This window comes from Streptomyces sp. Y20, assembly GCF_043195475.1.
In the GTDB taxonomy this organism is placed as follows: domain Bacteria; phylum Actinomycetota; class Actinomycetes; order Streptomycetales; family Streptomycetaceae; genus Streptomyces.
Genome location: NZ_JBIDDP010000004.1, coordinates 561,766 through 581,620, shown reverse-complemented (window position 1 = coordinate 581,620; position 19,855 = coordinate 561,766). Strand labels below are relative to the sequence as shown.

General features: G+C 72.8%; 18 protein-coding genes and 1 pseudogene. 9 read left to right on the top strand and 10 right to left on the bottom strand.

What is annotated here, in order from left to right:
• Positions 1-161: 161 nt before the first annotated feature.
• A pseudogene (locus ACGFT1_RS14095) lies at positions 162-1,568 on the top strand (helix-turn-helix domain-containing protein); the annotation flags it as partial.
• Here the strand turns inward: ACGFT1_RS14095 and ACGFT1_RS14090 are convergent.
• Positions 1,523-2,410, bottom strand: a complete 888-nt coding sequence (locus ACGFT1_RS14090; protein ID WP_373909190.1) for a DUF4253 domain-containing protein — start codon at positions 2,408-2,410, stop codon at positions 1,523-1,525. The pseudogene ACGFT1_RS14095 and the gene ACGFT1_RS14090 overlap by 46 nt on opposite strands.
• A gap of 46 nt (positions 2,411-2,456) precedes the next feature.
• Positions 2,457-2,846 (bottom strand): VOC family protein, encoded by a 390-nt coding sequence (locus ACGFT1_RS14085; RefSeq protein ID WP_373909189.1) that lies wholly within the window; start codon positions 2,844-2,846, stop codon positions 2,457-2,459.
• Positions 2,847-2,919: 73 nt separating this feature from the next.
• On the opposite strand from ACGFT1_RS14085, the gene ACGFT1_RS14080 reads away from it, so the two are divergent.
• Entirely contained in the window at positions 2,920-3,867 is a 948-nt protein-coding gene (locus ACGFT1_RS14080; protein WP_373909188.1) for a helix-turn-helix transcriptional regulator, read from the top strand.
• A 10-nt stretch (positions 3,868-3,877) separates the two neighbouring features.
• Here the strand turns inward: ACGFT1_RS14080 and argS are convergent, their stop codons facing one another.
• Positions 3,878-5,641 carry an arginine--tRNA ligase gene (argS, locus tag ACGFT1_RS14075; protein ID WP_373909187.1) on the bottom strand — a complete coding sequence of 588 codons (1,764 nt, stop codon included), beginning with the start codon at positions 5,639-5,641 and terminating at the stop codon, positions 3,878-3,880.
• A 126-nt stretch (positions 5,642-5,767) separates the two neighbouring features.
• Between argS and lysS the strand changes: the two genes are divergently transcribed.
• Entirely contained in the window at positions 5,768-7,531 is a 1,764-nt protein-coding gene (gene lysS, locus ACGFT1_RS14070; protein WP_373909186.1) for a lysine--tRNA ligase, read from the top strand.
• Positions 7,532-7,629: 98 nt separating this feature from the next.
• Here lysS and ACGFT1_RS14065 read toward each other — a convergent pair whose 3' ends face one another.
• From ACGFT1_RS14065 to ACGFT1_RS14055, 3 genes are all read right to left on the bottom strand, one after another.
• On the bottom strand, positions 7,630-8,865 hold the full coding sequence (locus ACGFT1_RS14065; RefSeq protein ID WP_373909185.1) for a DUF2637 domain-containing protein: 1,236 nt from the start codon (positions 8,863-8,865) through the stop codon (positions 7,630-7,632).
• A gap of 123 nt (positions 8,866-8,988) precedes the next feature.
• The gene (locus tag ACGFT1_RS14060; RefSeq protein WP_373909184.1) at positions 8,989-9,963 is read right to left on the bottom strand and encodes a DUF3558 family protein; all 975 of its coding nucleotides are present in this window, start codon (positions 9,961-9,963) and stop codon (positions 8,989-8,991) included.
• Between the two features lie 126 nt (positions 9,964-10,089).
• Positions 10,090-10,926 (bottom strand): DUF3558 domain-containing protein, encoded by an 837-nt coding sequence (locus ACGFT1_RS14055; RefSeq protein WP_373909183.1) that lies wholly within the window; start codon positions 10,924-10,926, stop codon positions 10,090-10,092.
• A 212-nt stretch (positions 10,927-11,138) separates the two neighbouring features.
• Between ACGFT1_RS14055 and ACGFT1_RS14050 the strand changes: the two genes are divergently transcribed.
• A complete protein-coding gene (locus ACGFT1_RS14050; protein WP_373909182.1) occupies positions 11,139-12,332 on the top strand; it encodes an RtcB family protein in 1,194 nt (397 codons plus the stop codon).
• Here ACGFT1_RS14050 and ACGFT1_RS14045 read toward each other — a convergent pair whose 3' ends face one another.
• Positions 12,333-12,938: a TetR/AcrR family transcriptional regulator gene (locus ACGFT1_RS14045; RefSeq protein ID WP_373909238.1), complete on the bottom strand. Its 606-nt coding sequence runs from the start codon at positions 12,936-12,938 to the stop codon at positions 12,333-12,335.
• Positions 12,939-13,020: 82 nt separating this feature from the next.
• Between ACGFT1_RS14045 and ACGFT1_RS14040 the strand changes: the two genes are divergently transcribed.
• Positions 13,021-13,863 carry an NAD(P)H-binding protein gene (locus ACGFT1_RS14040; protein WP_373909181.1) on the top strand — a complete coding sequence of 281 codons (843 nt, stop codon included), beginning with the start codon at positions 13,021-13,023 and terminating at the stop codon, positions 13,861-13,863.
• Between the two features lie 18 nt (positions 13,864-13,881).
• Here the strand turns inward: ACGFT1_RS14040 and ACGFT1_RS14035 are convergent, their stop codons facing one another.
• From ACGFT1_RS14035 to ACGFT1_RS14025, 3 genes are read right to left on the bottom strand one after another with little or no spacing between them, the layout of a single operon-like run.
• Complete coding sequence (locus ACGFT1_RS14035; protein WP_373909180.1) at positions 13,882-14,064, bottom strand: hypothetical protein; 183 nt, start codon at positions 14,062-14,064, stop codon at positions 13,882-13,884.
• A 4-nt stretch (positions 14,065-14,068) separates the two neighbouring features.
• Positions 14,069-14,845: an SDR family NAD(P)-dependent oxidoreductase gene (locus tag ACGFT1_RS14030; RefSeq protein WP_356823963.1), complete on the bottom strand. Its 777-nt coding sequence runs from the start codon at positions 14,843-14,845 to the stop codon at positions 14,069-14,071.
• A 53-nt stretch (positions 14,846-14,898) separates the two neighbouring features.
• Positions 14,899-15,237: a YnfA family protein gene (locus ACGFT1_RS14025; protein WP_373909179.1), complete on the bottom strand. Its 339-nt coding sequence runs from the start codon at positions 15,235-15,237 to the stop codon at positions 14,899-14,901.
• Between the two features lie 371 nt (positions 15,238-15,608).
• Between ACGFT1_RS14025 and ACGFT1_RS14020 the strand changes: the two genes are divergently transcribed.
• The 4 genes from ACGFT1_RS14020 (at position 15,609) to ACGFT1_RS14005 (ending at position 19,834) form a co-directional block, all read left to right on the top strand.
• On the top strand, positions 15,609-16,694 hold the full coding sequence (locus ACGFT1_RS14020) for an LLM class flavin-dependent oxidoreductase (RefSeq protein WP_373909178.1): 1,086 nt from the start codon (positions 15,609-15,611) through the stop codon (positions 16,692-16,694).
• Positions 16,691-17,326, top strand: coding sequence for an FMN reductase (locus tag ACGFT1_RS14015; protein ID WP_373909177.1), 636 nt, complete (start codon positions 16,691-16,693; stop codon positions 17,324-17,326). The genes ACGFT1_RS14020 and ACGFT1_RS14015 overlap by 4 nt, the downstream gene beginning before the upstream one ends.
• A gap of 297 nt (positions 17,327-17,623) precedes the next feature.
• Positions 17,624-18,397 carry a response regulator transcription factor gene (locus ACGFT1_RS14010; RefSeq protein WP_373909176.1) on the top strand — a complete coding sequence of 258 codons (774 nt, stop codon included), beginning with the start codon at positions 17,624-17,626 and terminating at the stop codon, positions 18,395-18,397.
• Complete coding sequence (locus ACGFT1_RS14005) at positions 18,398-19,834, top strand: ATP-binding protein (RefSeq protein WP_373909175.1); 1,437 nt, start codon at positions 18,398-18,400, stop codon at positions 19,832-19,834.
• The last annotated feature ends 21 nt before the right edge of the window (positions 19,835-19,855 follow it).

Here is a 19,855-nt window from a genome sequence, read left to right as displayed (position 1 = left end):
CTTGGATGATCACAGCCTGGGGGCGGTGGCGTACCGGGGGCCAGCGGCTGGGGATCATCCGGGACGCTGGAACGCCCACACAGGACTTGACCTGCTGAATCGGTCCCTGCCTGGAATGCCGGGGTGGGACGCGGGGGGACGGAGGAACGGTGTCGGAGGGCATGCCTGAGAGCGGTTTCGCCGAGTTGCTGCGGGAGTTGAAGCACCGCTCCGGGCACAGCTACGGCACGCTCGCCAAGCGGCTCCACATGAGTACGTCGACGCTCCACCGGTACTGCAACGGGGACGCCGTACCGGTGGACTACGCACCCGTCGAGCGTCTGGCCCGGCTGTGCGGAGCCGTGCCCGGGGAACTCGTGGAACTGCACCGGCGGTGGGTACTGGCCGATGCTTGGCGCGGCCGGAAGGAACCGGGTCAGGGGGATCGGGCCGGGGCGGAGCGGGCGGCCGTGGCGGGGGAGCGGGCGCCGGTCCAGGAGGAGGCGCGGGTGCGGGAGGAGGCGCCGGAGCCGGAACCCGCACCGGTACCGGTCCAGGAGGAGGCACCCGAACCGGTGTCGGAGAAGTCCGGGCCGGCGCCGGTGCCTGTGCCCGAGCCGGTACCGGGGTCCGGATCCGGGCCGGTGCCGGAGGCCCCGGCGGCCGGGGCCCGGCGTCGGACCCGGACCGTCCTCCTCGCGGCGCTCGCCGTCACCGCGGTGCTCGGCACGGTGGCGGTCGGCCTCGTCCTGCCCTCCGGTACCGGGTCCCAGGACGGCAGGGGCGCCACGGCGGCCACCGTGGATGCCGCCGACCGGGACGGTGTGTCACCCGCCCGGACGTCCGGCGGCGCGACACCGCGCGGGTCCGCCACCCGCTCGGCATCCCCTTCCCCCTCCGCCAAGGCCCCCGCCGCCACCCGCGGTGCCACCCCCGAGGCCGCGCCCAGCGCCTCCCCGACCCGGCGGACGGCCACGGCGGCCCCACCGCTCACGGTCAGCACCGACGCCGACGCCTGGCGCGACCCCTGCTCCCAGCACTACCTGATCGACCGTCCGCCGTCCGCCGTGGCCCCGCCGCCGCTGGAGCAGGACGCGCCGGCCTGGATGAGCGTGCACAAGGCGGTGGCGGCCGGGGAGCAGTACGTCACCTTCACCGTGCAGGGCACCGGCGAGGAGACCGTCGTCCTGGAGAGGCTGTCCGTGCGTATGGCGGGCAAGCGCTCACCCCTGGCCTGGAACGACTACGCGATGGGCTATCCCGGCGTGGGTTGCGGCGGTGGCGTGCCCAACCGTTCCTTCACCGTCGCCCTGGACGCGATGCGCCCCGCGCCGGTGCCGGAGGCCGGCAGCCGCGGCTTCCCCTTCAAGGTGAGCCGGTCGGACCCCGAGGTCTTCCGCGTCACGGCCGACGCCTCCGCGTACGACGTCAGCTGGTACCTGGAGCTGTCCTGGTCCAGCGGCGGCCGGCGCGGCACGCTGCTGATCGACGACGACGGCCGCCCGTTCCGCACCAGCGGCAACAACGGGCGGCCGAAGTACGCCTATCCGCTCGGGGGTGACACGTGGCGGCCGGCTGCGGAGGCGGAAGCGGAAGCGGGGGCGGAGCCGGAAGCGGGGACTGACCCGCTGGTGGCGCCGGTCAGCTCCTCGGCGTACGCGCCGACGGTCCCCGGCCCGCTCCGGGCCACGACGTCCGGGCACAGCGCGTAGTGCTCGGCGGCCAGGGCCTCGGCGTCCTCGGTGCCGGTGGGCGGCGCCGCGACCGACACGACCAGCGTGTCCCGGCCGAGGGCGACGACGCGGGCGCCGAACCGGTCCTCCCACGACCGCAGCACCGCGCAGACCCGGGCCACGTCCTGGTCGTAGTTGAGCGGGCCGGTCCAGCCGATCGCCGCCGGTATGTCGGCGGACCGGCGCGCCGGGACGAGCGCGAGGTGGGGCTCCTCGATCCACTCGCTCCACCTGTCCCGGTCGCTGTGCAGCGCGTCGGCCACCTGGGCGGCACGGGTCTCCGGATCGGCGGCGAGGACACCGGCGGGGGCGAGCCCCGGCCAGCGGTCCCCGAACGGCTCGGTCTCGTCGGCCTCCTGACCGTCCGTCTCCTCCGCCCAGTACTCCCCGAGGATCTCTTCGGCGTCGTGGTCCCCCGGGTAGGACGCCTCCGCCGGCAGCAGCGGCCAGTCCTCCAGGCCGGCCCGGCAGCCGGCCAGGTCCACCAGCACCGGCAGCAGCCCCGCCCGGGCCGCGGGCGCGCCCAGCGCCTTCCAGGTGCCGGGCGCGGATCCCTTTTCCGCGTGCCACAGCAGCGGTTCGTGCCAGGGGCCGTCGGCTGTCGCGTCCACCAGTCTGCCGGGCGGGAGCCGCAGCCCCAGAGAACGCCCGCTGGGGTCGGTGGCCAGCCTGGGCAGCGGGTTCGGAAGAGTCGCCATGTCGGTGACTGTAGGGGCACCCACTGACAACGGCCGGTGCGCCGGGTCAGACCAGGGTCGTGATGCAGAACGGGTGCCCGGCGGGGTCGAGCAGCACCCGCCAGCGGTCCGGCTGCGGCTGGTTCTCCGGCTTGGTCGCGCCCAGCGCCAGCAGATGCGCCTCGGCCGCCTCCAGGTCGTCCACGCCCACCTCGATGTGGGCCTGCTTCTGCTCGGCCGGGTCCGGCCAGGTGGGCGGGCGGTAGTCGGCCACCCGGCTGAAGCCCAGACCCGGCCCGCCGTCCTTGCCGGCGAGGAAGACGAAGTCCTCGGAGGTGTAGGCGACGGGCAGGCCGAACATCTCCGCGTAGAAGCGGGACAGTTCGGCGGTGTCGGCGCAGTCGAGGGTGACGGCGGCGTAGCGGAACGCGGGTGCGGGTGTGCTCTGTGTGGTCATGAGTGCGACCGTAGGCCATGACCCGGACAGTTCCGGTCCTGGTCATGCGAGCCCGCGTGCGAGACTTCCGCACGTGATCAGTGCGTCCGCCCGTCTGCTGCGCCTGCTCGCGCTGCTCGCCGCCCGGCCCTCCTGGACCTGCGCCGAACTGGCCGAGCGCATGGCCGTCACCGGCCGCACCGTCCGGCGGGACATCGCGCGGCTGCGGGAACTGGGGTACACCGTCGACTCCGACGCCGGGCCGTGGGGCGGTTACCGGCTCCGGGCGGGGGCGCGTGTGCCGCCGCTGATCCTGGACGACGAGGAGGCACTGGCCGTGGCGGTCGGGCTGCGGGAGGCGGCGCTGAGCGGCGCCCTCGGCGGGGACCAGGCCGCCCTGTCGGCGCTGCTGAAGCTGCGTCAGGTGCTGCCGGGGCGGATCGCCGGGCGGCTGGGGGAGTGGGACGACGCGCTGGTACGGCTGCCAGGGCCCGAGGGCCCGCGGTTGCGGCCCGGCATGCTGCTGGAGCTGGCCGCCGCGTGCCGGCGCGGTGAGCGGGCCCGGCTGTACTACCGCGACGGGGAGGGCCGGAACACGGTCCGGGAGGTCGATCCGTACCGGCTCGTCCACACCGGGCGGCGCTGGTACTTCGTCGCGCGGGACGTGGACCGGGGCTGGCGGACCTTCCGCGCCGACCGCGTCGAGCGGTTGACGCCGACCGGGCGGCCGGTGGAGATCACCGACCCGCCCGACCCGGCGCAGCTGGTCTCCCACAACACGGCGCACGGCCCGTACCCCGTGTCCGTGACCGTCCGCCTGCCCCTGCCCATGGACCGGGCGCTGCGCATCGTCCCGGCGACGGTCGGCACCCATCGCCCCGACGGCCCCGACGCCACCCTCGTGGACATCGGCGGCCCGGATGCGGACGGCCTCGCCCGCTACCTCCTCGCCCTGGCGACACCCCTGCGCGTCCTGGGCCCGGACGAGGTACGCGAAGCCCTCGTCCGCCGCACCCGGGAACTCCTCGACGCGCAGGGGTGAGGGCCGCGGATCAGAGCTTCTCGGGGGTGCGGATGCCCAGCAGGGCCATGCCGCGGTGCAGGGTGCGGGCCGTCACGTCGCACAGGAAGAGGCGGTTCTGGACCTGCTCCGGTGTCTCGGCCCGCAGGACCGGGCACTTGTCATAGAACGTCGTGTACAGGGATGCCAGCTGGTAGAGGTACGACGCCAGCTTGTGCGGGGCGTACTCCCCGGCCGCCTCCGCCACGGCCTCCGCGAAGGAGTCCAGGTGCAGGCCGAGGGCGCGCTCGGCGCCGGCCAGGGCCAGTTCCGGGCGGGCCGCCGGGCGGACCTCGCCGGCCTTGCGGAGGATCGAGCGGATACGGGCGTACGCGTACTGGAGGTAGACGGAGGTGTCGCCGTTGAGCGAGACCATCTGGTCCAGGTCGAACTTGTAGTCCCGGTTGGCCGACGTCGACAGGTCGGCGTACTTCACCGCGCCGATGCCCACCTGGGCGCCCCGCTCGGCGATCTCCTCCTCGGAGAGGTCCTGGGCCTTCTCGCGGACCACGGCCGACGCGCGCTCGATCGCCTCGTCGAGCAGGTCGACCAGGCGGACCGTCTCACCCTCACGCGTCTTGAACGGCTTGCCGTCCTTGCCGAGGACCGTGCCGAAGGCCAGCTGGGCCGCCGTGACGTCGTCGTTCAGCCAGCCGGCCCGGCGGGCGGTCTCGAAGACCATCCGGAAGTGCAGCGCCTGGCGGGCGTCGACCACGTACAGCAGGGTGCTGGCCTTCAGGTGGAAGACGCGGTCGCGGATCGCGGACAGGTCGGTGGCCGCGTAGCCGTAGCCGCCGTCGGACTTCTGCACGATCAGCGGGACCGGGTTGCCGTCCGGGCCCTTGATGTCGTCGAAGAAGACGCAGAGGGCGCCCTCGGAGCGGACGGCCACGCCCGACTCCTCCAGCAGGCGGCAGGTCTCGGCCAGCATGTCGTTGTAGCCGGACTCGCCGACGATGTCGGCGTCCCGGACCTCCATGTCCAGCTTCTCGAAGACGGAGAAGAAGTAGATCTTCGACTCGTCCACGAACCGCTGCCACACGGCGAGCGTGTGCGGGTCGCCGGCCTGGAGGTCGACCACCCGGCGGCGGGCCCGCGTCTTGAACTCCTCGTCGGAGTCGAACAGCCTGCGCGCGGCCTTGTAGAGGCGGTCGAGGTTCGACATCGCCTCCTCACCGGAGACCTGGGCGTCCTTGTGATCCAGCTCGTGCGGGTGCTCGTCCAGGTACTGGATGAGCATGCCGAACTGGGTGCCCCAGTCGCCGATGTGGTGGCGCCGGACCACGTTCTCGCCGGTGAACTCCAGCAGCTGCACCACCGAGTCGCCGATCACCGCGCTCCGCAGGTGGCCGACGTGCATCTCCTTCGCCACGTTCGGCTGGGCGTAGTCGATCACCGTCGTACCGGGCGTGGCGGCGTACGGCACGCCGAGGCGGCCGGTGTCGTCCGCGTAGCGTTCCGCCAGCGTGGCCGTGATGGCGCTGTCGCTGATGGTGATGTTCAGGAAGCCGGGGCCCGAGACCTCGATGTCCTTGATCAGGTCACCGGACTCGACGCGGGCGACGACCTGGGCGGCCAGCTCCCGCGGGTTGGCCTTGGCCTTCTTGGCGAGCGCGAGGATGCCGTTGGCCTGGTAGTCCGCCCGGTCGCTTCGTCGCAGCAGCGGGTCGGCGTCGACGGCCTCCGGCAGGGTGGCCGAGAGGGCGGACGCGAGGCGCTGCTGGACGGAATCGGTGAGGGACGTGACCGAGGCCATAGGAAGGGGTGCCGTTCTCCTCGTCGGATGGATAGACCCGGCCAGTATCCCATGGGGGGCAAAGTGATTTTCCTGGTCGCGAGAGGGTCTGTGACAATGGGGTGTCACCCGTTCAGAAAGAAGGACGTGCCGATCGTGGCTCAGAGCACCGAGACCACCGACTGGGTCTCCCGTTTCGCGGATGAGGTCATCGAGGAGTCGGAGCGCCGTGCCCCCGGCAAAGTGACGCCGGACGCCACCGCCGCGGCGATCGTCGTCGCGTCCGGCCTGTCTCCCTCCGGACCGATCCACCTCGGCAACCTGCGGGAGGTCATGACCCCGCACCTGGTCGCCGACGAGATCCGCCGCCGCGGGTACCCGGTGCGGCACCTGATCTCCTGGGACGACTACGACCGCTACCGCAAGGTGCCGGCCGGCGTCGCGGGCGTCGACGAGTCGTGGGCCGAGCACATCGGCAAGCCGCTGACCTCGGTCCCGGCGCCGAAGGGCTCCGAGCACCCGAACTGGGCCGAGCACTTCAAGGCCGCGATGACCGAGTCGCTGGCCCAGCTGGGCGTCGAGTTCGACGGGATCAGCCAGACCGCGCAGTACACCTCGGGCGCCTACCGCGAGCAGATCCTGCACGCCATGAGGCACCGCGGCGACATCGACGCGATCCTCGACCAGTACCGCACGAAGAAGGCCCCGGCCAAGAAGCAGCAGAAGCCGCTGGACGAGGCCGAGCTGGAGGCCGCGGAGGGTTCCGGCGCCGCGGCCGAGGACGACGGCAGCTCCGGCTCCGCCGGGTACTTCCCGTACAAGCCGTACTGCGGCAACTGCGAGAAGGACCTGACGACGGTCACCTCCTACGACGACGACAGCACCGAGCTGGCGTACACGTGCACCGTGTGCGGTTTCTCGGAGACCGTCCGCCTCAGCGAGTTCGACCGGGGCAAGCTGGTCTGGAAGGTCGACTGGCCGATGCGCTGGGCGTACGAGGGCGTCGTGTTCGAGCCCAGCGGCGTCGACCATTCCTCCCCGGGATCGTCGTTCCAGGTCGGCGGGCAGATCGTCGGCATCTTCGGCGGCAAGCAGCCGATCGGGCCCATGTACGCCTTCGTCGGTATCAGCGGCATGGCCAAGATGTCGTCCTCGCGCGGCGGGGTGCCGACTCCGGCGGACGCGCTGAAGATCATGGAGCCGCAGCTGCTGCGCTGGCTGTACGCCCGGCGCCGGCCCAACCAGTCCTTCAAGATCGCCTTCGACCAGGAGATCCAGCGGCTGTACGACGAGTGGGACAAGCTGGCCGGCAAGGTCGCCGACGGCTCCGCCCTGCCCGCGGACGTCGCCGCCTACACGCGGGCCGTCGGCACCGCCGCCGGTGACCTGCCGAGGACGCCGCGTCCGCTGCCGTACCGCACGCTGGCGTCCGTCGCCGACATCACCGCCGGGCACGAGGACCAGGCGCTGCGGATCCTGTCCGAGCTGGACCCGGAGCAGCCGCTGGCCTCGCTGGACGAGGTCCGCCCGCGGTTCGACCGGGCCGAGGCGTGGATCAACACGCAGGTGCCCGCCGACCAGCGGACCGTCGTCCGGGACGAGCCGGACGCCGAGCTGCTGAAGTCCCTGGACGACGCCTCCCGCGAGTCGCTGCGGCTGCTGCTCGACGGCCTCGCCGCGCACTGGTCCCTCGACGGGCTGACGCACCTCGTGTACGGCGTGCCGAAGGTGCAGGCCGGCTTCTCCGCCGACGCCACGCCCAAGGAGCTGCCTGCCGAGATCAAGACGGCTCAGCGGGCGTTCTTCGCCCTGCTGTACCACCTGCTGGTCGGCCGGGACACCGGCCCCCGGCTGCCCACGCTGCTGCTCGCCGTGGGGCAGGAGCGGGTGCGGGAGCTGCTCGGGGCGTGACCGCGCACGAGTGACGGCGCACGTGTGACGGCGCACGTGTGACCGCGCATGAGGAAGGGGCCCTCCGCGGAGGGCCCCTTTTCCTGTGGCGGCGTTGCTCAGGCGATGTGGTCGTCCTGGAGTTCCGCCGTGTGCCGGTTGGTGAAACGGTTCACCATGCGGTTGGCCTCCTGCGGGGGCAGCGTGATGGCGAACGTCGCCTCCACGTCGTCCCGGAACTGGGCGGCCGTGGGGTAGCTGCCGTCGATCGACTTGCGGAAGACCTGGTAGTAGTCCTCCTCGGTCGGCTCCGGCTCCGGGATGCCGCCGCCCTCGCCCAGTTCGCGGGTGCGGTGCGGGCCGACCGGGATCGGGAAGCTGCCGGTCTCCTCCGGGGAGGGCTGCTGGAACTGCTCCGGGGGCTGCTCGTCGTACCAGTCCTCGTACTGTTCCTCGGGTTCGTACTGGGGCTCGGGGGGCGGCTCGTAGGCGGGGTCGTAGCCGCCCTGGTACTCGATCTCCCGGGGCGCCTGGAACCAGGGACTCTCCTCGTCCACGGGCGGCTCGGGACGCTGCTCGCCGGACGGTTCCGCCCGCTGCGGGACGGGCGCCGGCCCGGTGGCGCGGATGCCCGTGAGGGCCGCGGGGCCGGCCGCCGCGGCCGGCTGCGGGGCCGGCGGCAGGAGAGCCGGGTCGATGCCCGCCGCAGCCAGGCCCGCCGGGGCCGTCTCCGCCAGGGGAACGCCGTAGCGGGCCAGGCGCAGGGGCATCAGCGACTCCACCGGGGCCTTGCGGCGCCAGGCCCGGCCGAACCGGGAACGCAGGCGGGCCTGGTAGACGAGACGTTCCTGCTCCAGCTTGATGACCTGCTCGTACGAGCGCAGCTCCCACAGCTTCATGCGGCGCCACAGCAGGAACGTGGGCAGCGGGGAGAGGAGCCAGCGGGTGAGGCGGACTCCCTCCATGTGCTTGTCCGCCGTGATGTCGGCGATGCGGCCGACCGCGTGGCGGGCGGCTTCCACGGACACGACGAACAGGATGGGGATCACCGCGTGCATGCCCACGCCCAGCGGGTCCGGCCAGGCGGCGGCACCGTTGAAGGCGATCGTCGCCGCCGTCAGGAGCCACGCCGTCTGGCGCAGGAGCGGGAAGGGGATGCGGATCCAGGTCAGCAGCAGGTCGAGGGAGAGCAGGACGCAGATGCCCGCGTCGATACCCACCGGGAACACGTAGGAGAAGTTCCCGAAGCCCTTCTTGACGGCCAGTTCACGGACGGCCGCGTACGAGCCGGCGAAGCCGATCCCGGCGATGATCAGAGCGCCGGTCACGACCACGCCGATGAGTACGCGGTGCATCCGAGTCAGCTGCGGCAGTGGCGCGGCCACTCGTACTCCCCTCCCCTTGCGTGTTGTTGCGCGCAACAGAGTGGCACACGTGTGCGGCGAACGCGCTGCCGGTAGGCCGTCACGGCCCTGCGGTCAGCTCTTGGCGGCGGCCGCCTTGGCCGCGGACGCGCTCGCCGACGGCGACTTCGACGGCGCCTTGGAGGCGGACTTCGACGGCGATCCGGAGGGCGACTTCGGCGCCGGCTCGGACGCCGAACCGGACGGCGACGCGGGGGGCTTGGTGCCCGAACCCTGCGCAGAACCTTCACCGTTGGCCGCGGAGACGGACGCGACCGCCTCCTTCAGCGCCTTCTCGGCGGCCTTCGCCAGGTCGTCGGCGTCCGGGGTCTTCTCACCCGCGAGGCCGGCCCCGTTGTAGTCCACGGTGACGACGACGTTCTCGACCCGGGCGACGGCCGTCTGCTGCCGGAAGAGGCCTTCCTTCTTCTTCAGGTCGTAGCGCACCGCCGTGGCCTCCGCGCCCGTGCCGCTCAGCGGGACGACCTTGACGTTCTTGGCGCCGTCCACCGCCTTCGCGTCCTCGGACTGCCGGCCGAAGTACGTGTGGGCCTGGTCGTCGCCGGAGCCGCGCGTGGCGTCCGAGTCGAAGCGCAGCAGGGAGACGTGCAGCCAGCGGAACTGGGAGCCCTTGACGCCGTTGTTGTCCAGGCTGTTCCAGGAGCAGGAGGAGCGCGCCGACGGGTCGTCCGAGCTGCCGTCCTTGCCCGACTTCGCACCCTCGGGCACCAGTTCGGTCAGGGTCTTCTTCGACAGCACACCGCAGGGCTCGGGAAGCTTGCCGTAGGCGGCGGGCCGCACGGTCGGGGAGGCGCTCGCCGAGGGCGTGGTGCTGCCGGCCCCGGACCGCGGCGTGCTCACGCTGCCGGCCTCGGCCTTGGAGTCCCCGGAGTCGGAGGAGCACGCGGCCGTGATCAGCACCGCGGGGACGGCGGCCGCGCAGACAAGGGCACGGCGCAGGCGCCTGGCCCGCCGGTCGCTCCCCGACCGCCTCGACGGCGTGGGAGGTACCTCCAGGGCACGGTCGTCTCGCTGGGCTGCTCGCTGCATGGTTCCTTCACTCATGACGCTCGGTGTTCGTGCGGGTTCCTGCGGGGCCACGGTAGCCGGTGAGGAAGCCGTGCGGTCCGCGTCCGACTCCTTTGCGGGCGGCCGGTGGTGATACCGCGGCGGCCGTCAACCGGTGAACGCGTCGGCCAGTTGAGAGGCCAGATCACCGGCCCTGTCCTGCATTTCCTTGCTGTCCGGGACCGTTCCGGTGGCCGTCGGCTGCTCCTCGTACTGGATGGTGACGAGGACGTTGGACGTGCGGAACACCACAGTCACCGTCCGCTGTTCGGCCGTCGAGCCGGACGTGCTGAGCCGGTCGTCCAGATACGCCTCGTCACCGAGGTCGGAGAGGGCGCGCGGCTGGAGATCGGCGGGCTGGGCGCCGGCGGACGACGCCGAGGCCGCCGACGACGCCGAGGAGGGCCGGGTCGCCGACGGGGAGGCGTCGTCGCGCGCGGAGCCCGTCGGGGACGGGGTGGCCGTCGGGACGGCGGCCGTCGCGGCGCCGCTCGGGTCGGGGAGGTCGGCGGCCGTCTCCTTCTCCTGGAACAGCTTCTGCGCCTGGTCGTCGTCGCTGACCGCGTTGTCGTACGACACCACGCGCTCGAAGTCGACGGACAGGCGGTCCGTGGCACCGGCCGACTCGACCTTCCAGCGGCAGCCGACCTTGCGGTCGGTGTCGTACGTGAGCGTGGCCTCGCCCTGGTAGGCCTTGTCCCGCTGGGCGGGGTCGGTGATCTGCTGGATGCCGGGCAGCAGCGCGGCCAGGTTGTCGTGGCCGATCGCGCGGCACGGTTCGGGCAGCGTGCGGTACTTGCCGGGCTGGGCGGCGACCGCGGTCGTGCCGGCGTCGCCCGGGTTGGCGTCGTCCGCCTGCCCGGCGTCCCCGGAGCCGCTCGTGCAGCCGGCCAGCAGCGCCGCGAGGAGAGCGGCGGTGCCGGATACGTACGCCTTCCGCTGCACGGTCGGGCTCCTCTCGACGGTCTGTGATCGCTGGCGTTCCAGTGTCCCCGCCGGTTATTCGCTTGCCGCGGCGGGGCGCCCCCTGGAGACAATGTGTATCGCACGCACTGCCGTGGACGCCGGTCCCCTGTCTCTTTTCATCGACCTTGGCGCCGCTTTTGCGTTCTGCCGCTTATAGCCTTTTTTGTGGATTCCGGGGGAATGAGGAACGTATGCCGTACGTGGAGATGCCGGGCGCGAAGACGCCGATCCGGATGTGGACGGACCCGGCGACGGTCGAGGACGTCGCCCTGCGCCAGCTGCAGAACGTGGCCACCCTGCCCTGGATCAAGGGCCTGGCCGTGATGCCGGACGTGCACTACGGCAAGGGCGCGACGGTCGGCTCGGTCATCGCGATGCGGGACGCGGTGTGCCCGGCGGCGGTCGGCGTGGACATCGGCTGCGGCATGTCCGCGGTACGGACGTCACTGACCGCGAACGACCTACCCGGGGACCTGTCGCGGCTGCGGTCGAAGATCGAGCAGGCCATCCCGGTCGGCCGCGGGATGCACGACGACCCGGTCGAGCCGGGCGGCTTCCACGGGCTGGCCACGTCCGGATGGGAGGACTTCTGGGGCCGGTTCGACGGGGTCGCGGACGCGGTGCACTTCCGCCGGAGCCGGGCGGTCGCCCAGATGGGCACGCTCGGTTCGGGCAACCACTTCGTCGAGGTCTGCGTGGCCGACGACGACTCGGTGTGGCTCATGCTCCACTCCGGTTCCCGCAACATCGGCAAGGAACTCGCCGAGCACCACATCGGCGTCGCGCAGAAACTCCCGCACAACCAGGGCCTGGTCGACCGCGACCTCGCCGTCTTCGTGGCGGACACCCCGCAGATGGCGGCCTACCGCAACGACCTGTTCTGGGCGCAGGAGTACGCCAGGCACAACCGCACGCTCATGATGGCGCTCCTGAAGGACGTGGTCCGCAAGGAGTTCAAGAAGGCCCGGCCGGTCTTCGAGCAGGAGATCTCCTGCCACCACAACTACGTGGCGGAGGAGCGCTACGACGGCATGGACCTGCTCGTGACCCGTAAGGGCGCGATCCGGGCCGGCTCCGGCGAGTACGGGATCATCCCCGGCTCGATGGGCACGGGGTCGTACATCGTGCGAGGACTCGGCAACGAGCTGGCCTTCAACTCCGCGTCCCACGGCGCGGGCCGGCGCATGAGCCGCAACGCCGCCAAGCGGCGCTTCTCGGCGCAGGACCTGGAGGAGCAGACCCGGGGCGTGGAGTGCCGCAAGGACTCCGGCGTCGTGGACGAGATCCCGGCCGCCTACAAGTCGATCGACCAGGTCATCGACCAGCAGCGGGACCTGGTCGAGGTCGTGGCGAAGCTGAGGCAGGTCGTCTGCGTGAAGGGCTGATCACCCGGTACCGGTCGGGCCGGTGGTGTCCGGCCCGCCGAGGGAGTCCAGCCAGCGCAGCAGCCGGGCGCCCTCGCGGCTCATGATCTCCGGGTCGCGCAGGGCGTTGGCCAGCAGGGACATGCCCTGGTAGGCCGAGATCAGGGTGAGGGCGAGGTCGTCCGGGGCGGGCAGGGCCAGCGCGCGGAACTGCGCGGCGGCCCAGTCCAGCAGGGACCGGATGACCTCGCCGGCCTCCGCGTCCAGGGTGCCGTCGGCGCGTTTGTCGAGCTCGGCGGCCAGGGTGCCGGTGGGGCAGCCGTGGCGGGCGGCGGTCTCGCGCTGGTCGACCCAGGCCCTGACCAGGCCCTTGAGGCGGTCGCGCGGGTCCGCCGACTCCTCCAGCGCGGCGGTGAGTTCGTCCAGGTGGGCGCGGTGCTCGCAGAGCGCGGCCCGGACCAGCTCGTCCTTCGTCTTGAAGTAGTAGTAGACGTTCCCGACCGGGACGCCGGCCTCGCGCGCGATGTCGGCGAGGGTGGTGCGCTCGACGCCCTGCTCGTGCAGGACCCGGGCGGCGGCCGCCGTGAGCCGCCGCCGCTTCTGGGACGCCCGCACCCGTCGGTCCACTGAGTTGGTCACCTGACTGATTGTAGAGTAGGTTTCGAGTTAGTCAGCTGACTAACTAACAACCAGGACAGCAGGGGGCGTTGTGATCACAGTGACGGGTGCCACGGGGAACATCGGGCGGACGCTGGTGGAGATGCTGGCCGCGGCCGGCGAGGAGGTCGTCGCCGTGTCCCGGCGGGATCGGCCCGCCGGACCGGCCGGGGTGCGGTGGGTGCGGGGCGACGCCGGGGACGCCGCGGATTTGCGGGCCGCCGCCGACGGCTCGCGCGCCCTGTTCCTGCTGCTGGGCGGTGAACTCAACAGCCGGGGGGAGGACCCCGGTGTGCTGCTGGACGCGGTCGTGGACGCCGGTGTCGAGCGGATCGTCCTGGTGTCGTCGCTGGTGAGCGCCGCTCGCCCGGAGGCGCCCGGGTTCGCCCGGCTGCGGGCGTTCGAGACGGCGGTACGGGCCTCCGGGCGGGAGTTCACCCTGCTGCGGCCCGGCGGTTTCGCCTCCAACGCCTTCGCCTGGGCCGAGTCGGTGCGCACCCGGCGTACCGTCCTCGCGCCCTTCGGCGACGTCGCGCTGCCCGTGGTCGACCCGGCGGACATCGCCGCGGTCGCCGCCGCCGCGCTGCGCGAGGACGGCCACGCCGGCCGCGCGTACGAGCTGACCGGCCCGGAGCCGATCAGTCCGCGCGGTCAGGCCGGGGTGCTCGCCGCGGCCCTCGGCGAGGAGGTGGCCTTCGTGGAGCTGTCCCGCGAGGAGGCGCACGCGAGGATGGCCGGCTTCATGCCGGAGGAGGCCGTCGCCGGCACGCTGGACGTCCTCGGTGAGCCGCTGCCGGCCGAGCGGCGGGTCAGCCCCGACGTGGAGGCCGTCCTGCGCCGCCCGGCCGCCCCCTTCGCGGCCTGGGTCCGCCGCAACCTGCCCGCGTTCGCCTGACCGGCCCGGTGCGGCGCGCTACCCGGCGTGCCGGACCGCGTAGATCATGACGAACGCCACGAGGTGGATGCCGAACAGGAAGTAGGCCAGGAAGTACCAGACCTGGCGCTCGTCCCTGGTCTCCTGGGCCAGGCGGCGCCGCTCGGCGGCGGAGGCGGCGGAGGGTGTCGTCGTCCCGGCGGGGTCCTCGGCGGGTGTCACGGCGTCACAGCTCCCGGTGCACCTTGGTGTTCGACGCCTGGGCGCGCGGGCGCAGGACCAGCAGGTCGACGTTGACGTGGCTGGGGCGGGTCACCGCCCAGGCGATCGTCTCGGCCACGTCGTCCGCGGTGAGGGGCTCGGCGACGCCCTCGTACACCTTCGCCGCCTTCTCCGTGTCCCCGCCGAAGCGGGTCAGGGCGAACTCGTCCGTGCGGACCATGCCGGGCGCGATCTCGACGACCCGGACCGGCCGGCCGACGATCTCCAGCCGGAGCGTCTCGGCGAGGACGTGGGCGCCGTGCTTGGCGGCCACGTAGCCACCGCCGCCCTCGTAGGTGCCGTGGCCCGCGGTGGAGGACACGACCACCACCACGCCGTCGCCGCTCGCCACCAGCTTGGGCAGCAGGGCCTGGGTGAGGTTCAGGGTGCCGAGGACGTTCGTCTCGTACATCGTGCGCCAGTCGGCGGGGTCGCTGGTGGCCACCGGGTCCGCGCCCAGCGCGCCGCCCGCGTTGTTGACGAGGACGCCGATCGTCTGGAACGCCGTGGCGAACTCGTCCACGGCCGCCCGGTCCGTGACGTCCAGCTGGTACGCCACCGCCGAGTGGCCCGCCGCCGTCAGCTCCTCCGCCAGCGCCTCGATCCGGTCCTTGCGGCGGGCGGTGAGGACGACGCGGTAACCGGCCGCGGCGAGCTGCCGCGCGGTGGCGGCGCCGATCCCGCTGCTCGCACCGGTGACGACGGCGATGCGGGAGGCGGCGGACGGGGCGGCGGTGGCCATGGCTGCTCCTGGGACTGCGTCGGGGTCGGTCGCTTCCCAGCGTAAGTGAGGCCTCAGCCGCCGTTCCGCGGCGCCCACATGATGACCGCGGTCCCGGCGAGGCAGATCAGCGCCCCGGTGACGTCCCAGCGGTCCGGGCGGTAGCCGTCGGCGACGACGCCCCACAGCAGGGAGCCGGCCACGAAGATCCCGCCGTAGGCGGCGAGGACGCGGCCGAAGTGGGCGTCGGGCTGGAAGGTGGCGGCGAAGCCGTACGCCCCGAGGGCGAGCACACCGCCGGTGATCCACAGCCAGCCGCGGTGTTCCCGCAGGCCCTGCCAGACCAGCCAGGCGCCGCCGATCTCGAGCAACGCGGCGACGGCGAACAGGGCGGCGGAGCGGAGGACGGGCATACCGGCAGCTTCCCACGCCGTGGCCGTGCCACCTGTCGGAGGGCCCGCCGGGTGGCTGCGCGCGGACGAGCGGACCGTGCTGTGCGCGACCGGGGCGCCACCGCGGACGCGCGGGGCAGCGGCGGCGCCTGCCGGTACGGCTCGCGGAGCCGGCGCCGGAGGTGACGCTGGACATCGCCGCCGTCCGGCTCGGCAACGCGGTGGACGCGAACCCGTCGAACGGCCGGCTGGCGGTGCTGGTGCTGGCCACGGGGGATTCGTACGCCTTCTGAACCGCCGGGCGGGGTGGGGATCCCGGGGCGGAATATCCGGGGGAGGGGGACCGTTGGCGGGTATAGTTGAATAATCAACAATCTGGAGGGTGAGCGACCATGCAGTTCGGGATCTTCACGGTCGGCGACGTCACGCCGGACCCCACCACGGGGCGCACCCCGACCGAGCGCGAGCGGATCAAGGCCATGGTCGCCATCGCGCTGAAGGCCGAGGAGGTCGGGCTCGACGTCTTCGCGACCGGCGAGCACCACAACCCGCCGTTCGTGCCCTCGTCCCCGACCACCATGCTCGGCTACATAGCCGCGCGGACGGAGCGGCTCCTCCTCTCCACCTCCACCACCCTGATCACCACCAACGACCCGGTGAAGATCGCGGAGGACTTCGCGATGCTCCAGCACCTGGCCGACGGGCGCGTCGACCTGATGACGGGCCGCGGCAACACCGGACCGGTGTACCCGTGGTTCGGCAAGGACATCCGGGACGGCATCGACCTCGCCATCGAGAACTACGCCCTGCTGCGCCGGCTGTGGCACGAGGACGTCGTCGACTGGGAGGGCAAGTTCCGCACGCCGCTCCAGGGGTTCACCTCGACACCCCGCCCGCTGGACGGCGTGGCGCCGTTCGTCTGGCACGGCTCCATCCGCTCCCCGGAGATCGCCGAGCAGGCCGCCTACTACGGGGACGGCTTCTTCCACAACAACATCTTCTGGCCCGCCGACCACACCAGGCGGATGGTCGAGTTCTACCGGACCCGCTACGCCCACTACGGGCACGGCACCCCGGAGCAGGCGATCGTCGGCCTCGGCGGTCAGGTGTTCATGCGGCGCAACTCCCAGGAGGCGGTGCGGGAGTTCCGGCCGTACTTCGACAACGCGCCGGTGTACGGCCACGGCCCCTCGCTGGAGGACTTCACCGAGCAGACGCCGCTGACCGTGGGCTCGCCGCAGCAGGTGATCGAGAAGACGCTGGCGTTCCGCGAGTACGCCGGTGACTACCAGCGCCAGCTGTTCCTCATGGACCACGCCGGGCTGCCCCTGAAGACCGTGCTGGAGCAGCTCGACATGCTCGGCGAGGAGGTCGTACCGGTGCTGCGCGAGGAGTTCGCCAAGGGCCGCCCGTCCGACGTGCCCGAGGCGCCGACCCACCAGTCCCTGCTCGCCGCGAAGGAGGCTGCCACCGTATGAAGCTCGTCGTCGTCTCCGCGGGACTGAGCGTGCCGTCCTCCACCCGGCTGCTGGCCGACCGGCTGGCCGCCGCGGTGGACCGGCACACGCCGGCGGACATCGAGGTGGTCGAACTGCGGGACCTCGCGGTCGAGATCGCGCACGCCTTCACCAACGGGTTCGCCGGGAAGGGGCTCGCCGCCGCCCAGGAGGCGGTGGCGGCGGCCGACGGGCTGATCGTCGTCACACCGGTGTTCAGCGCCTCGTACAGCGGACTGTTCAAGTCGTTCTTCGACGTGCTGGACAAGGACGCGCTGGCCGGCAAGCCCGTGCTGATCGGCGCGACCGGCGGTACGGCCCGGCACTCGCTGGTGCTGGACCACGCGCTGAGGCCGTTGTTCGCCTACCTGCGGGCCGTGGTCGTGCCGACCGGCGTGTACGCGGCGTCGGAGGACTGGGGGGCCGAGGGGCTGCCGGAGCGGGTCGAACGGGCCGCGGGGGAACTGGCGGCGCTGATGACGGGCCTGTCCGCGGGGCCCGGGCGGCAGCGCGCGGGGTTCCGGCGGGGTGGGGCGGAGGAGACCGGGCGGTCGGACACGGCCGGTTTCGAGGTCGTCCCCTTCGCGGACCAGCTCGCCCGGCTCAGCGCCTGACCGCGGCGGGGCCGGGGGGCCGGGGGCGGCCGGGGCGGCCGGGCCCCTCGGAGGGCCGGGACGGCCGGGATCGGGACGGGAGGGTCGGGACCTCCGGGACGGGACGGTCGATGTGACGCCCCTCCGGGACGGGACGGTCGAATGTGACGCCGGGACACCGGTAACGGCTGTGACGCCGGTAACGGGCTGTGGCGCCAGGACGCGGTAACGGCTGTGACGGTGAGAGGCCGGTAAAAAGGGTGATCGCGGGGCCGCCGCCCCCGGCTGAACCGGCGGCGGCCTTGGCAGACTGGGGGCGTGCCCCCGACTGTGCTGCTCGCCGAAGACGACCGCGCCATCCGCCACGCCCTGGAGCGGGCCCTGACCCTGGAGGGGTACGAGGTGACGGCGGTCGCCGACGGCGTGGAAGCGCTGGCCCAGGCCCACCGGAACCCGCCGGACGTCCTCGTCCTCGACGTGATGATGCCCGGGATCGACGGCCTCCAGGTCTGCCGCGTGCTGCGCACGGAGGGCAACCGCACCCCGATCCTCATGCTGACCGCCCTCGTGGAGACCGCCGACCGCATCGCCGGCCTGGACGCCGGCGCCGACGACTACGTGGTCAAGCCGTTCGACGTGGAGGAGGTCTTCGCCCGGCTGCGCGCCCTGCTGCGCCGCACCAGCCCGGTGCCCACCGCCGACGGCACTCCCGAAGGCGCCGTACGCGAAGGCGCCGGACGGGACGGTGCCGGACGGGACGGCGCGGGACGGGAGGCGTCCGCCTCCTCCGACCGGCAGCTGGAGGCCGCCGGCCTCCGCATGGACCTCCAGGCCCGCCGGGCCTGGCGCGGCCGGCGCGAGCTGGAACTGACCCGCACCGAGTTCGAGCTGCTCGAACTGCTCGTGCGCAACGCGGGCATCGTGCTCGACCACTCCACGATCTACGACCGGATCTGGGGGTACGACTTCGGTCCCGGCTCCAAGAACCTCGCCGTGTACGTCGGCTACCTGCGCCGCAAACTGGACGAGCCCGGTTCCCCGCAGCTGATCCACACCGTGCGCGGCGTGGGTTACGTGCTCCGGGAGGACTAGGTGGGACGCCGCTTCCGGCTGCCGGCCCGGCCCCGGCCGAAGCTGGTCTCCCTGCGCACCACCTTCGCGGTCTCCTTCGCGGCCGTCACCGCCGCCGTCACGATCCTCGTCGGCATCCTGTCGTACAACTCCGCCGCGCGGCTCGTCCGCGTCGACCAGCAGTCGGTGTTCACGCAGGTCGTCCGGGACGTCCAGGACGAGGTGCGGCAGCACGAAATGGTCCCCGGGGACTTCTCCTCCTCCCGCCCCGGGCACGACCTGGTCCGCCCCGCCCGCACCGACGTGCAGGTGCTCGGCGATCGGGGGCAGATCATGGACCACGGCAACCCGGTGCTGCCGGTCACCTCCCGGGACCGGGCCATGGCCCTCGCCCGGACGGCCGGGAGAGTGGTCCAGCACAAGGACGTACGGGTGGACGAGGACCTGTTCCGCATCGCCACCGTCTCGCTCGGCGACGGGCGGGGCGCGGTCCAGGTCGCGCAGGAGTTCAGCGACACCGAGGACCTGCTGCGGGCGTTGCAGCAGCGGACGCTGATCCTGATGGCGGCGGTCGTGGTGGCGGCCGGGCTGTTCGGCTGGTGGCTGGCCCGGCGCATCACCCGGCGCCTGGTGATCCTCACCTCGGCCGCCGAGGACGTGGCCCGCACCCGCCAGCTCGGCATCCAGGTGCCGGTGGCCGGTCTGGACGAGGTGGGACGGCTCGGCCGGGCCTTCGACCGCATGCTGGGGCGGCTCGCGCAGTCCGAGGAGGACCAGCGGCGCCTGGTGCAGGACGCCGGGCACGAGCTGCGCACCCCTCTCACCTCGCTGCGGACGAACATCTCACTGCTGCGGCGGATCGACGAACTGCCTCCCGACGCGCGGGAGGAGCTGGTCGCCGACCTCGGCCAGGAGGCCCGCGAACTCACCGACCTCGTCAACGAGCTGGTCGACCTCGCCGCCGGCCAGTCCGACGGCGAGCCGCCCCAGCGGGTGGACCTCGCCGACCTGGCCGAGGACGTGGTCGGCCTGGCCCGGCGCCGTACCGGCCGGGACATCCTGCTGCACGCCAGCGGTGACACGACGACCGACGGCCGGCCCGGGATGCTCCAGCGGGCCATCTCCAACCTGGTCGAGAACGCGGCCAAGTTCGACCGGGGCGGCAGGGCGCCGATCGAGGTCGTCGTCACCGGGCCGGCGCGGCCGGGCACGGTCCGGGTCGAGGTGCGGGACCGGGGGCCGGGGATCGCCGAGGGCGACCTCGTCCGCATCTTCGACCGCTTCTACCGCGCCGCCGACGCGCGCTCCCTGCCGGGTTCGGGTCTCGGCCTGTCCATCGTGCGTGAGGTCGCGACGGCACACGGGGGAGCACCGTTCGCCTTCCGGCGGGAGGGCGGCGGGGCCGTCATCGGCTTCACGGCCGGGGGTGGGTTCACGCGGAGCGGGGGCGGGGTCTGACAGGGAGATCGACGGGGCAAC

Excerpts from the sequence above, each read along its gene's own strand:
- argS (WP_373909187.1), bottom strand. The coding sequence starts at position 5,641 with ATGGCCTCGGTCACGTCCCTCACCGATTCCGTCCAGCAGCGCCTCGCG.
- ACGFT1_RS14065 (WP_373909185.1), bottom strand. The coding sequence starts at position 8,865 with ATGCACCGCGTACTCATCGGCGTGGTCGTGACCGGCGCTCTGATCATC.
- ACGFT1_RS14020 (WP_373909178.1), top strand. The coding sequence starts at position 15,609 with ATGCAGTTCGGGATCTTCACGGTCGGCGACGTCACGCCGGACCCCACC.
- ACGFT1_RS14015 (WP_373909177.1), top strand. The coding sequence starts at position 16,691 with ATGAAGCTCGTCGTCGTCTCCGCGGGACTGAGCGTGCCGTCCTCCACC.
- ACGFT1_RS14025 (WP_373909179.1), bottom strand. The coding sequence starts at position 15,237 with ATGCCCGTCCTCCGCTCCGCCGCCCTGTTCGCCGTCGCCGCGTTGCTC.
- ACGFT1_RS14085 (WP_373909189.1), bottom strand. The coding sequence starts at position 2,846 with ATGACCACACAGAGCACACCCGCACCCGCGTTCCGCTACGCCGCCGTC.
- ACGFT1_RS14090 (WP_373909190.1), bottom strand. The coding sequence starts at position 2,410 with ATGGCGACTCTTCCGAACCCGCTGCCCAGGCTGGCCACCGACCCCAGC.
- ACGFT1_RS14060 (WP_373909184.1), bottom strand. The coding sequence starts at position 9,963 with ATGCAGCGAGCAGCCCAGCGAGACGACCGTGCCCTGGAGGTACCTCCC.
- ACGFT1_RS14030 (WP_356823963.1), bottom strand. The coding sequence starts at position 14,845 with ATGGCCACCGCCGCCCCGTCCGCCGCCTCCCGCATCGCCGTCGTCACC.
- ACGFT1_RS14050 (WP_373909182.1), top strand. The coding sequence starts at position 11,139 with ATGCCGTACGTGGAGATGCCGGGCGCGAAGACGCCGATCCGGATGTGG.